Origin of the sequence: Salipiger sp. 1_MG-2023 (assembly GCF_030547555.1) — a bacterium.
In the GTDB taxonomy this organism is placed as follows: Bacteria; Pseudomonadota; Alphaproteobacteria; order Rhodobacterales; family Rhodobacteraceae; genus Salipiger.
The window spans coordinates 1-12810 of the sequence record NZ_JAUOQN010000082.1 but is presented as its reverse complement, the minus strand read 5'-3'; the positions used below and the strand labels follow the sequence as shown (position 1 = coordinate 12810).

14 protein-coding genes are annotated in these 12810 nt (G+C 64.3%); 13 read left to right on the top strand and 1 reads right to left on the bottom strand.

The window, feature by feature from the left end; translation table 11 throughout:
* The 3 genes from Q4543_RS22285 to Q4543_RS24695 all read left to right on the top strand — a co-directional run.
* On the top strand, positions 1-320 hold a 320-nt coding region (locus Q4543_RS22285), incomplete at its 5' end, for a hypothetical protein (RefSeq protein WP_303442003.1).
* A 15-nt stretch (positions 321-335) separates the two neighbouring features.
* The gene (locus Q4543_RS22280) at positions 336-602 is read left to right on the top strand and encodes a hypothetical protein (protein WP_303442001.1); all 267 of its coding nucleotides are present in this window, start codon (positions 336-338) and stop codon (positions 600-602) included.
* A complete protein-coding gene (locus tag Q4543_RS24695) occupies positions 539-742 on the top strand; it encodes a transposase (RefSeq protein ID WP_368502185.1) in 204 nt (67 codons plus the stop codon). The genes Q4543_RS22280 and Q4543_RS24695 overlap by 64 nt, the downstream gene beginning before the upstream one ends.
* 538 nt (positions 743-1280) lie before the next feature.
* Here the strand turns inward: Q4543_RS24695 and Q4543_RS22275 are convergent.
* Positions 1281-2285 (bottom strand): LacI family DNA-binding transcriptional regulator, encoded by a 1005-nt coding sequence (locus Q4543_RS22275; RefSeq protein ID WP_303441999.1) that lies wholly within the window; start codon positions 2283-2285, stop codon positions 1281-1283.
* A gap of 148 nt (positions 2286-2433) precedes the next feature.
* Here Q4543_RS22275 and Q4543_RS22270 point away from each other — a divergent pair, with 148 nt between their 5' ends.
* From Q4543_RS22270 to Q4543_RS22225, 10 genes are all read left to right on the top strand, one after another.
* A complete protein-coding gene (locus Q4543_RS22270; RefSeq protein WP_303441997.1) occupies positions 2434-3513 on the top strand; it encodes a sugar ABC transporter substrate-binding protein in 1080 nt (359 codons plus the stop codon).
* Positions 3514-3593: 80 nt separating this feature from the next.
* A complete protein-coding gene (locus Q4543_RS22265; RefSeq protein WP_303441996.1) occupies positions 3594-5120 on the top strand; it encodes a sugar ABC transporter ATP-binding protein in 1527 nt (508 codons plus the stop codon).
* Complete coding sequence (locus Q4543_RS22260) at positions 5113-6078, top strand: ABC transporter permease (protein ID WP_303441994.1); 966 nt, start codon at positions 5113-5115, stop codon at positions 6076-6078. The genes Q4543_RS22265 and Q4543_RS22260 overlap by 8 nt, the downstream gene beginning before the upstream one ends.
* Positions 6075-7028, top strand: coding sequence for an ABC transporter permease (locus Q4543_RS22255; protein ID WP_303441993.1), 954 nt, complete (start codon positions 6075-6077; stop codon positions 7026-7028). The genes Q4543_RS22260 and Q4543_RS22255 overlap by 4 nt, the downstream gene beginning before the upstream one ends.
* 2 nt (positions 7029-7030) lie before the next feature.
* Positions 7031-7972, top strand: coding sequence for an SMP-30/gluconolactonase/LRE family protein (locus Q4543_RS22250; RefSeq protein WP_303441991.1), 942 nt, complete (start codon positions 7031-7033; stop codon positions 7970-7972).
* Positions 7973-7988: 16 nt separating this feature from the next.
* The gene (gene ltnD, locus Q4543_RS22245; protein WP_303441990.1) at positions 7989-8885 is read left to right on the top strand and encodes an L-threonate dehydrogenase; all 897 of its coding nucleotides are present in this window, start codon (positions 7989-7991) and stop codon (positions 8883-8885) included.
* A 28-nt stretch (positions 8886-8913) separates the two neighbouring features.
* Complete coding sequence (otnK, locus tag Q4543_RS22240) at positions 8914-10176, top strand: 3-oxo-tetronate kinase (protein WP_303441988.1); 1263 nt, start codon at positions 8914-8916, stop codon at positions 10174-10176.
* Entirely contained in the window at positions 10173-10823 is a 651-nt protein-coding gene (locus Q4543_RS22235) for an aldolase (RefSeq protein WP_216003065.1), read from the top strand. The genes otnK and Q4543_RS22235 overlap by 4 nt, the downstream gene beginning before the upstream one ends.
* Positions 10820-11575: a hydroxypyruvate isomerase family protein gene (locus tag Q4543_RS22230; RefSeq protein ID WP_303441985.1), complete on the top strand. Its 756-nt coding sequence runs from the start codon at positions 10820-10822 to the stop codon at positions 11573-11575. Before Q4543_RS22235 ends, Q4543_RS22230 begins: the two co-directional genes overlap by 4 nt.
* A gap of 268 nt (positions 11576-11843) precedes the next feature.
* A complete protein-coding gene (locus Q4543_RS22225) occupies positions 11844-12203 on the top strand; it encodes a hypothetical protein (protein WP_216003067.1) in 360 nt (119 codons plus the stop codon).
* Positions 12204-12810 lie beyond the last annotated feature (607 nt).

Here is a 12810-nt window from a genome sequence, read left to right as displayed (position 1 = left end):
TCACACCCGGCCGCGCGCTGCGCTACGCCGGGGGCTCCGCGCGCGGCCTCCTACACCAAGCGTTGGGACACTACCCGTCTCTCGCGCTGCGGCGTGGCGCTCTGGTCTGCTTCGAAGCTACCAGCGGGCAGGAGTGGCGGTTACGGGCTTCGCTGGGCGCGCTGCGGATCGTCGCGCGTGAATTGCCGCCAGTCGTGGTGCCCGGGCCAAGACGGATCGATGCGGAACTCATTGCCCGCATCATGGTATTGCGCCCCGAGGCAGGACGTAGCCATCCGGCCGGAAAGTTGCGCGCGATCAGAGCTTTGACATCGAAGTGAGCGCAACTTGTCGAAATGCCAAAGCGGCTACTTGCCCAGATCAAGGCACACGAAAAACGCGCGAGCGCTGGACTGTTCACCGACATGGAGTTGAAGGCTCTGCTCGAACCCAGGATCTCGGAGCTGGAAGCGCGCATCGAGCAAGCCGTCGCGGCCGACGGAACACTGGTCGAAACCGCCGGTATCCTGCGCTCCATTCCCGGAGGCGGCCCCGTTGCTTGCGTTATGCTGATCGCCGACCCGAGTTCGGGGCCATATCCGCAGAACAGGCCGCAGCTCTGACGGGGCTCGCCCCCATAGCGCACGACAGCAGTGCGTTGCTGGGCAAACGAGCCATCGCCAAAGGACAGCGCGCCCTGCGGCATGTCCTGTTCCCGGCCGCCCTCGTCGCTGCAAATCCCCCCCTGAAAGCCTGCGCGTAGCGACTGCGCGACGCCGGAAATCCACACAAGAACATCATCACTGCGGTCGCACAAAAACTCGTCAATATCGCTAACGCTCTATGCAAAGCGCGCAAACTACGGGGGGGCAGGGCGCCTGACGGATAAAGTTGCCAGGCGGCCTGTTCCTTTTGGGCAGTCGGCTTGGTGCAACCCTGTCCCTGCGCCAGATTGTTGAGCGCTATCTCTGACGAGGTAGCGACGCATCTCTTCGATCCGCGCCGTTCCCGGGGCTGTCAGCGCGACGGTTCGCTCGAGGCTGACCATTTCTCCTGCCCAGCCCAAGCCCGCCGACGGATCCGCCCCCTAACGGGGCATGATCCCCGCAGCTCATCCAGGCATGGTCGAGGGCAATCTGGTCATCCACGCGCATCCGGATGCTGGCGCTTGGGGAAAAGATAAATGTGCTTCCGGGGCAGGGCACGTTGATCGGCCTCGATCCCGAAACAACCGCCCGATCACGCCTGCGGGCCTGCGAGGGAATGACACCGGCTTGACGGAGACGCCCCATGACATCCTGTCAGCAGGTTTCACCCTCGATCAGCCGAAAGCCAAGGTCGATGCGGGCCGGTGCGGCGCACTCTGTCTCGTGGTCATCTTGCATAACGTAAAGCGCCGCGCGCCGTCCCATTTCGAGGCGCGGTGTTTCCACCGTCGTCAGCCGGATCGGCAGGGCCTCCAGAAAGGCCAGCCCGTTGAACCCCGCAAGGGCCAACTCCTGCGGAATCGAAATTCCCGAGGAGAGGCAATGCATTATGCCCCCGGCGGCAAGGTCGTCGTTGGAGTAATAGATCGCCTCGGGCCGGTCGGCAGCATCAAGCAGCGCCTGCGTGCCCCTGCGCCCGGCAATCATCGAGGACGATCCGTCGAAAACATGTTCCGTCACCATCTGTCCGCCAGCCTCGCGCACGGTCTGGCGAAACCCTGCCAAGCGCTTGTCGGCGCGCAGGTCGCGGCCGCTCTGGCTGCCAATATAGCCGAACCGACGATAGCCCTTGGACAGCATGTGCCGCGCGGTCACGCGCCCCGCTTCGGTCTGCGACAGGCCAAAGGCGGCCGAAATCGGCTCGCCGTCAAGGTCCATCACCTCTGCCACGCGTACGCCAGAAGCCCGAATTGCAGCGCGGGTCGCCTCGGTATGTTCAAGCCCGGAAAGAATGATGCCACGGGGCCGCCAGGACAGCAGGTCGCGCACCAGTTCCTCTTCGCGCTGAAGCGAATATTCGGTGACGCCAAAGACCGGTTGCAGGCGTTGCGCGGCGAGGGTTTCGTTGACGCCGTTCAGCACCTCGGAAAACACCCGGTTGCCAAGGGTCGCCAGCGCGACGGCAATCAGCGGCGTGGTTTCGTCGCGCAGGGCGGTTGCAAGCCGGTTGGGCACGTAGCCCAGTTTGCGCGCCGCCGTTTCCACGCGCTTTTGCACGTCCGGTGAGGCTTGTCCGGTGCCCCGCAGCACGCGCGATACGGTCATCTGACTGACACCGGCCTCGGCCGCGATGTCGCCCATCGTGGGTCGTGAGTCCATTCTTCCTCCTGACCGGAACCGCTGGCAAAGCTGCTGCCGCCACCTCTCCAGAGGTAATCCATCAAGAAACGTCTTGACAAGTGTTTACGTAAACAGAAATAAGCATCCCAGATGTTTACGTAAACATAGCATCTCTGGGAGGAGAACCATGAAGCAGTTTCTGCTAAGCTCGGCTGTCGTTCTGTGCAGTGCCGGCATGTCGCTGGCCGATACCTATCGGCCCGAATGCTTTGCGCCCGCGCCGGGCACTGGCACCATCAGCTATGAGGCCAAGGATGGCCCTTACAAGATTGCCTTTGTGAACGGCTTCGCCGGGAACGACTGGCGCATCGCCGCCATTCAGGCCGCCAAGGCCTGGGCCGCGCGCCCCGAGAACGCCGAGAAAATCGCGGAATTCAACGTGGTTTCGGTGGGCAATGACAGCGCCGCGCAGATCGCTGCCATCGATAACTTTATTGCCGCTGGATACGATGCGATCACCTTCATCGCGGTGAACCCCAGCGCCTTCGAGCCGGTGATCCGCCGCGCCGAACGGGCAGGGACCGTGCTGGTGCCCTTCGACAATGTGCTCGATTCCGACAAGATCGTGCAGATCAACGAAAGCCAGCTGGAGCTTGGCCGCATCAAGGCCCAGGCGGTGATGGACCTGCTGGATGGCAAGGCGGAAAAGATCCTTATGGTCAATGGCCTGCCGGGCAACGCCACCGACCGTGACCGCCGCGCTGGAATGATGAGCGTACTTGAAAAGGTCGAGGGGCTGGAAATCGTCGAGGTCGTCGGCAACTGGGACACCGGCACCAGCCAGAAGGTCGTCTCGGACGCGCTGGCGACCCATGGCGAATTCGATGCGGTGGTCTCGCAGCACGGATCGCTGGGCACCATCAACGCGCTTCAGGCCGCAGGGCACCCGATCGTGCCCATGGGCGTGGACGGTGAAAACGGCGTGCGCATGGCAATGGCCGATCTGGGCATTCCGGGCGTGTCCGCCGCGCAGGCCCCGGCGATGTCGGCGATCGCGCTGGAAGCCGCGGTTGCGCTGCTCGAGGGCAACGAGCTGCCGCAGACCGTATTCCTGCCGATCCCGCGCGCAACCTCGGATGAACTGGTCGCAGGCGAAACCTATTTCCCCGACCTTCCCAAATCGTTCAACACCGGCACCGGTTTCCCCGATTGCTTTGCCCCCTTCACGCCACAAGAGCTGCTGGGGCAGTCGCCGGACAACGGCTGATCCTTGCCGGGCAGCTCTTCGCCGGGCTGCCCGCCGCCCGCCCACAAATCAGCTATCCACAAGATGCCAGGGAGCCTCCCTTGACGCCGAACGATCCCCCCATCGTGCGCCTGAAAGGCGTGACGAAACGCTACGGCGCGACCTGTGCGCTGAACGATGTCGATTTCGCCTGTCACCCGGGCGAGATACACGCTGTCCTTGGTGAAAACGGCGCCGGGAAATCGACGCTGATGAAGATCATCTCGGGCGTCATCCCCCCGACCGAGGGCGCGATTTATCTGGATGGCACCGAAACCACGCTTGCCTCGCCGCGCGATGCGGTGGCGCGCGGGCTGGTCTGCATGTTTCAGGAATTGTCGCTGGTGCCGGACCTGTCGGTGCGTGAAAACCTGTTGCTGGGCGCACCGGGCAGCGGCCTTGGCCGGCTTCCCAAAACCGCGATCGCCCGCGCACAGCAGGTTCTGGCGCAGATCGACGGCGGCCATATTTCCATGCGGGCGCGGGTTGCCGACCTGAGCCTTGCCGAGCGCCAGCAGGTCGAGATCGCCAAGGCGCTGGCCCGCAATCCCCGCCTTCTGATCCTTGACGAGGCGACCTCGGCGCTGAATGCCTCGGTGGTGGACAAAGTGTTCGATCTGATCCGCGCGGAAAGCGCGCGGGGGGTCGGCGTTCTGTTAATCTCGCACCGCTTTCACGAGATCGAGGCGCTGGCCGACAAGATCTCGGTGTTTCGCAATGGCAGCCATGTCGACACTTTCGCCAACGGGGCCCATGATTACAGCGCCATCATCGGCAAGATGGTCGGCCAGAGGATCGACGATTTGTTCCCGCCCAAATCCCCCGCCGATCCGGACGCTGAAACGGTCCTGCAGCTAGAGGGTTTCGGCTGGGGCGAGGCGTTGCAGGATGTGAACATCACCCTGCGCAAAGGCTCCATCGTCGGGCTTGGTGGGCTTGATGGGCAAGGGCAGGCACATGTGCTGCACGGCCTGTTCGGCGTGCTCAAGAACACCAGCGGGCGCATTGTACTGGAAGGGCGCGACCTTGCGCTGTCCTCGCCCAAACAGGCCAAACAACCGGACATCGGCATCGCGCTGTTGCCCGAGGATCGCAAGACCGAGGCGCTGGTGCTGCAACAAAGCATCCGGGCCAACATGCAACTGGCGGCGCTTGGCACAGATGGCGTGCGCGCCAGCGATCCGGCGCTCTACCAGCCCTATCTGGATGCGCTCGAACTGAAATACGCGACGCTGGATCAACCGGTGGGGCAGCTTTCGGGCGGCAACCAGCAAAAGGTCGCGCTGACCAAATGGCTAGCGCTCAAACCGCGCTGTTTGCTGCTGGCCGACCCCACCCGCGGCATCGACGTCAAGACCAAGACGCAGATCTATGGGCTGCTGCGCCAGCTTGCCGATGCGGGGACCGCGATCCTGTTGCTTTCGACCGATTACGAGGAATTCATCCACTTGTGTGACGAAACGCATATCTTTTACGACGGCCGGGTGGTGCGCCACCTGCAAGGGGATGAGGTCACGGCCAATAACATCCTGTCCGCGGCCCTGAACATGCCCGCGACAGAGATGGGCGCAGAGGTGGCCCATGCGTGATTTCCTGCGATCCAACCGCCGCGAGGTTATTGCGCTGGCCGTTCTGGTCGCGCTGCTGGCGGTTTATCTTGGCACCCATCCGCGCGGCATGAGCACCTATGTCATGACGATCTGGGCCAACCAGTGCCTGATCCTTGCGCTTGCGGCGATTGCGCAATTCTTTGCGGTGATCGTGCGCGGCATTGACCTGTCGGTCGGGGCGGTGATGGCGCTGACCAACACGCTGGCCTCGCATGTTCTGGGCGGCACCGGGATCGAGCTGATCGGAGGCGCGGGCCTTGTGCTTCTGGTCGGGGTGCTGTGCGGGTTGATCAACGGCGCGCTTGTGGTGTTTGGCCGCATCCAGCCCATCGTGGTGACGCTTGCCACCGCGTCGATCTTTGTCGGCCTCGCGCTGATCCTGCGGCCCACGCCGGGCGGTCAGATCAACTATGACCTGGCCGATGCCATGACGCTGGATGTGCTGGGCATCCCCACTGCGCTGATCATCGCGGGACTGGTGATCGGGCTGTTCTGGGTGCCGCTGCGGCGCACCGGGCTGGGGCTTGGGCTGTATGCCATCGGCTCTTCCGAGCAGGCGGCGTTTCAATCGGGGCTTCAGGTGCGCATCGTGCGCATGGCAAGCTTTGGGCTTGGCGGGCTGTTTGCCGGGCTGGCGGGGCTGTACTTCAGCTTTGTCACCACCACGGGCGATGCCGGGATCGCGACCAACTTCACCCTCAATTCGATTGCGGCGGTGGTGCTGGGCGGCGTTGCGCTGCGCGGCGGTGTCGGGTCGGTCATCGGGGCGTTTGCCGGGGCCTTCATCCTCAAGACCATCAGCGCGCTGATGTTCTTTTCCGGCCTGCCGCCGCTGGCGCAACCGCTTGTCGAAGGGCTTGTTCTGGCGGGCGCAATCGCCATCGGGGGCGCAGAAATTCTCAGGGTCCGCAACCGGCTGGAGGTCTTTGCACGATGAGCACGCAAATTCGCAAACCGTTCGATCTGGTCGTTGCCGTGCCCTTTGCCGCGACGCTGGTGCTGATCCTTGTCGGCAGCGTTTTCTACCCGCAGATGCTGGGGCTTGATTACCTGAGCCAGCAGCTTCAGATCGCGGCCTTTCTGGGCGTGATCGCCATGGGGGCGACGATTGTCATCCTGCTGGGGCATATCGATCTGTCGGTGCCTTGGGTGCTGGGCGGCGCCGCGCTGATTTCCACCACGCTGGCCGGGACGGGCGATCCGACGCTGACCATGCTGGCGATCCCGGCGGCGCTTGGGTTCGGGGCGCTGATCGGATGCCTGAACGCGGTGGGCGTGGTCATCCTGCGCATCCCGTCGATGGTGTGGACGCTTGCGATGAATTCGATCCTGCTGGGAAGCTCGGTGCTGTACACTGGCGGGTTCAACCCCAAGGGCGAGGCGAGCGGCCTGATGTCATTCGTCGCCACGGGCGGGGTTCTGGGCGTGCCGATGGCCTTCGTGTTGTGGATGGGGGTGGCGATCGTGCTGGCGCTGGTGCTGCACCGCACCGGGTTCGGGCGCTATCTGTCGGCCATCGGCTACAATGAAAAGGCGACCTATCTGTCGGGCGTATCGACGCCATCGGTGCTGTTCGCGGCCTTTGCCATTGCCGGGGTGTGTTCAGCGCTGGGGGGCGTGCTGTTGGCGGGCTACGCCAATCAGGCCTATCAATCCATGGGCGATCCCTACCTTCTGCCGACCATCGCGGCGGTTGTCATCGGCGGCACCTCGATCCTTGGGGGCAGCGGCGGGCTGGTCGGCACCATCGGCGGGGTGTTCTTTATCACGCTGCTCAATTCGGTGCTGTCGGTCATGCAGATCTCGGAGGCGTGGCGCAATATCACCTTCGGCCTGATCATTCTGGTCATGCTGCTGATCCAGACTCTGCGCCGCAAGGAGGGCTGAGAATGTCTGCCGATGCCTTTATCGAGATCATCGACCCGGCCTTTGCGGCGATGATCGACACGCAGACCGGGCCAGAGCTCATTGCTTCGGGCTTTACCTGGACCGAAGGCCCGGTCTGGATGAATGAAACGCTGTATTTCAACGACATTCCCGCCAGGAAAATGTGGAAATGGCGCGAGGGGGCGGGGGCAACGGTCGCGCTGGCCAACAGTGAGTTCGCCAACGGCAACACACTCGATCTTCAGGGGCGGATGATCAGCTGCGAACATGGCGGGCGGCGGGTGATCCGCCGCCATGACCCCGAAGACCCCGAAACCGTCGAGATCATCGCTGAACGATACGACGGCAAGCGGCTCAATTCGCCCAATGACGTGGTGGTGCGCTCGGACGGCAGCGTCTGGTTCACCGATCCGCCCTACGGCATCAATTCCGATATCGAAGGCTATCCGGCCCCCGCCGAGCAGGACGGCTGCTACGTGTTCTGCGCGCAGCCCAACGGCACGCTGACCGCCGGCGCCACGGATTTCGACAAGCCCAACGGGCTGGCGTTTTCGCCGGACGAGACGCAGCTTTACATCGCGGATTCCGGCGCGATCCGGGGCGCGAGCTTTCCGGGCATCGATTACGATCTGCCGCATCACATCCGCGTCTTTGACGTGACTGGCACCACCCTTGGCAACGGGCGGGTCTTTGCCACGATCACCCCCGGCGTGCCCGATGGCCTTCGGGTCGATCACGAAGGCAACGTCTGGTCCAGCGCGCTGGACGGGGTGCATTGCCTTGCCCCCAATGGTCGTTGCCTTGGGAAAATCCGCCTGCCCGCGCAAACATCGAACCTGTGTTTCGGCGGGCCGGACGGAACCTGCATGTTCATCACCGCCTCGGATCGGGTTTGGCGCGTGCGCACCATGCGCCGCGACGCCGCCGAGCGGACCACGCGATAAAAAGGAAAGACAGCACATGGTGCAGACTTACAAAACCGCCGTCATCGGCCTTGGGTCCATGGGGTACGGCATGGCGCAATCCTGTTTGCGCGCGGGGCATCCGACATGGGGGGTCGACATCAACGCGGACGCGGCCAGCCGATTTCGCGCCGAGGGTGGACAGCCGGGCGATCTGCCCGATGTTCTGAACGCGATTGCGGTGGTGGTGCTGAACGCGGCGCAGACCGAGGCGGTGCTGTTCGGCGCATCCGGCATCGCGGCGCGGCTTGCCCCCGGCGCGGTCGTTGTGTCCTGCGCCACCGTCGCCCCCGCCTTCGCCCGCGAGATGGAGGCGCGCTGCGCCGATCTGGGGTTGCTGTATCTTGACGCTCCGATCTCGGGCGGGTCGGCAAAGGCGGCGCTTGGTGCGCTGTCAGTCATGGCCGCTGGCAGCCCCGATGCCTTTGCCGCCGCGCGCCCGCTGCTCGATGCCTGCGCCGAGACGGTGTTCGAACTGGGGGACGAGGCCGGGCCGGGATCGGCGATGAAATCGGTGAACCAGCTGCTGGCCGGGGTGCATATCGCCGCGATGGCCGAGGCGATGACCTTTGGCATGACCCAAGGCATCACGCCCGACAAATTCCTTGACGTGATCCGCAACTGCGCTGGCACCAGCTGGATGCTGGAAAACCGCGCGCCGCATATCGTCGATGGCGATTACAGCCCCAAGAGCCAGATCAACATCTGGCCCAAGGATCTGGGCATTGTGTTGGACGTTGCCAAATCCGCCGGGTTCTCGGCTCCGATCACCGCGGCGGCGCTACAGCAATACATGGTCGCTGTCGGCATGGGGCTGGGCCCCGAGGATGACGCCGCCATCGCCAAGGTTTATGCCCGCAATGTCGGCCTGACCCTGCCCAAAGCCAAGGAATGACGCGCCAGCGCGCGGAAAGGACAGTTTGATGAGCACCTATCTTGGCTGCATCGCGGATGATTTCACCGGGGCGACCGACCTCGCCGGGCTGCTGGCCCGCTCCGGTGTTCAGGTGTCGCTTCGCATCGGAATACCCAAAGAGCCGCCGCGCGACACAGCACCGTTTGAGGTCATCGCCCTGAAATGCCGCACCGCGCCGGTCGATGAGGCCGTTGCCGACTGCCGCGCGGCGCTGGCATGGTTGCGCCAGACCGGGGCAGAGCGGTTTTTCTGGAAATACTGTTCGACCTTCGATTCCACGCCGCAGGGCAACATCGGCCCCGTCGCCGAGGCGCTGATGGCCGATCTGGACACGCGACAGACGATCTATTGCCCGGCCTTTCCCGAAAACGGGCGCGCGATCTTCATGGGGAACCTGTTCGTGGGGCGCGAGCCGCTGGCCGAAAGCTCGATGAAGGATCATCCGCTGACGCCGATGCGCGATTCCAACCTGATGCGGCTGCTGGCGCCGCAGGTGAGCCAGCCGGTGGGGCTGGCGGATCGCCTGACCGTCGCCGAAGGGGCGGGGGCGCTGCGCGCTGCGCTAGACAGGCTGGAGGCCGAGGGCATCGCCCATGTGGTGGTGGATGCGGTGGCGAATGGCGATTTGCAGGTGATCGCCGAGGCCTGCCGCGACATGCCGCTGATGACCGGGGGCAGCGCCGTGGCCATGCCCTTGCCCGCGCTTTACCGCGCCTCGGGCGGGCTTGCGCCGGATGCGCCGGGTGTCAGCATCCCGTCTTTGCCCAAGGCCGCCGTGCTGCTGTCGGGCAGCTGTTCGGCGATGACCAATGCCCAGGTTGCGCAATATCTGGCCAGCGGCGCGCCCGCATTGCAGCTTGATCCGCTGGATCTGGCGCAGAACGGGCATGGCGCGGTGCTCGACTGGATCGCCGCGCAGGATCTGGACCGCGCACCGCTGGTCTATGCCACCGCCGACCCGGCAAGCGTGCGCGCTGCGCAGGAAAAACTGGGCCGAGATCGCGCCGGAACCATCGTCGAAGAAGCGCTGGCCGCCTGCGCTGTGGTTGCACGCGACCGGGGCGCCCGCCGCTTTGTCGTGGCCGGGGGCGAGACTTCGGGCGCAGTGACGCAGGCGCTTGGGGTGGACCGGCTCGACATCGGGCCGGAAATCGCGCCCGGCGTGCCCTGGACCTACTGCGACAGCAACGGCAGCAGGATCGCCCTTGCGCTGAAATCCGGAAACTTTGGCGCGGCGGGGTTCTTTACCGATGCATTGGGGGTGTCATGACCAACGAGAGCGCCCTGCGCGAACAGATCTGCCTGCTGGCCCGCTCGCTGTTCGATCGCGGCTTGACCCATGGCAGCACCGGCAACATCTCGGCCCGGACCGAAGACGGAGGCCTGCTGGTGTCTCCGACCGGCACCAGCTTTGGGCGGCTGGACCCGGCGCGGCTGAGCCGGTTTGACGCCGAGGGGCGCCTGATCGACGGCGACAAACCGACCAAGGAAATGCCCCTGCACAGCGCCTTTTACGACACGCGCTCCAGCGCGGGCGCGGTGGTGCATCTGCATTCGTGCCACGCGGTTGCGTTGTCGATGATGCCAGAGGTGGACCCGGATGATTTCCTGCCGCCGCTGACGCCCTATGGGCTGATGAAGCTGGGCCGGGTGAAGCTTCTGCCGTTCTTCCTGCCGGGCGATCCGGCGATGGGCGCTGCGGTGCGCGGGCTTGCGGGCAAACGCTCGGCGGTGATGCTGGCAAACCACGGGCCGGTGGTTGCGGGCAAGGACATCGAGGCCGCCTGTAACGCCATCGAAGAACTCGAAGACACCGCAAGGCTAGCAATGATGACGCGGGGGATGCCGCGCCGTGCGCTCAGCGCCGAGCAGGTGCAGGCCATCGTGACCAAATTCGACGTGGAGTGGGACGCATGAAATTTTCCGCAAACCTTGGGTTTCTCTGGGCCGACAGGTCGCTGCCCGACGCGATCCGCGCCGCAAAGGCCGCCGGGTTCGATGCGGTCGAATGCCACTGGCCCTATGACGTGCCCGCAAGCGCCGTAAGGGCGGCGCTCGACGAAACCGGGCTGCCGATGCTGGGGCTCAACACCGTGCGCGGCAACCCCGGCGAAAACGGGCTCTGCGCCTTGCCCGATCGCAAACCCGAGGCCCGCGCCGCGATCGATCAGGCCATCGACTATGCGGTGCAGATCGGGGCGGGCGCGATCCATGTCATGTGCGGCTTTGCCGAAGGCCCGCAGGCCGAGGCCACCTTTCTGGAAAACCTGCGCTATGCGCGAAAGGCCTGCCCCGGCAGCATCACCTTGCTGATCGAGCCGCTGAACCGCCATGATGCACCGGGGTATTTCCTGCACTCCTCGCAGCAGGCGAGCGCGCTGCTGGAAAAGCTGGGGCTGCCCGGTGTCAAGCTGATGTTCGATTGCTACCACATCGGCCGCACCGAGGGCGATCTGGTCACCCGCATCCGCGACCTCGCGCCGATCATCGGACACATCCAGTTCGCCGCAGTCCCCGATCGCGGCGAGCCAGATCGCGGCGAGATCAACTATGCCTTCGTGATCGATGCCATCGAAAAGCTGGGGTGGACCCTTCCGCTTGGCGCGGAATACAAACCTCGGGAAACGACCGATACAGGGCTTGGCTGGCTGTCCGATATGCGCCGCTGACAGGGATGCGCCGCCGGGTCTGGCGTGGCGCGTCCCTCGGCGTCAGCGCCTTGCCGGCTTCGGATCACCGAAAAGCTGCGCCTTCCAGATCGCCGTGCGCCGCCTGTGCGATGCGTGCACGCACAACGCCCGGGCAGCTTGGCGGTGTTTTAGCCCGCCCGGATCGGCACAAACGCCCGTTCAGCAGCGTCACAGCACCACGATGCGTCGCCGGAACCCGCATCACAAACATCACGGTTCGCGCAGTTGAACCGGCATTCTCTCGACAATGCTGTTGCACTTCGCTCGGCGGGCATTAGGAAGCCCCGACCGAAAAGATGAATACGAACAGCTCGGGGAAATTCATTTGCTGGACAGGGCGCTGATCATCGACAGGCTCCGCAAAGAGATCGATGCGGGTAAAAAGGCGAGCATTCTGCTGGACGCCATGTTCGACCGCGCCCGCAGGCATTCGGAGTTTGCCGCCGATCTGCAACGGTGGATCGACAAGGGAGACATTCTGTCCCTGCGCCGTGCTGCCGCGCCGTTCGGAGACTTCAGCGGCAATCGGGTCTTTGCGGGCAAGGTCTATCAGCTCGATGCCGCCATGGCGCAGGCCCGCAGCGATACAGGCGACGCAGATCAATAAGAGGCGCCGAGCGTCTCGGCCTCATGCGAAGGCGCCCCGCTGAAGCCCTCCTCCCCGAAGGGGATTTTTGCCCTAACCCAAGGGTTTGTGCCTACAGTTTGATGGTGTGATCCGTTCTTTGGAATTGAAGGACGCCCTATCGAACAAGATCGTCACGAGGGCGCAAGACAGCGTGGGAATTTCTCGATCTTGGGCCCAAGGCGGCCCCTAGCGGTCATGGCGGGGCTCCTCAGCGGTGTGGTTCATGCAAAACCACTGTTGAGACCCGAGACCCGGTTATGGCCACCCGCTGCGCGGTTTGGAGGCTGCGCGCGTCGCCATAACCTCTCGCCAGCGCTTCTTCCCGAGGTGCTATGGCATCGAGTTTGCTGAGCGGCCCCACAATCGGAACACGGCATCTTCCCGGTAGATGCGCTTTGACCGGTCACGTCCGTCAAGGTGTCATGAATTGCGAGATGGACTGAAGTGATGATCAGGCGGTTTGGACCTGTCGCGTTTTGATGCCGCGCCAAGTTCTCATTGCGCAACCCGAGATGATGTCCCAACTGATGGTGTAGCTCACGACGGGCCTCGCGCTCACCGGCGGGCCGAGCTTGTCAGTCGCGCT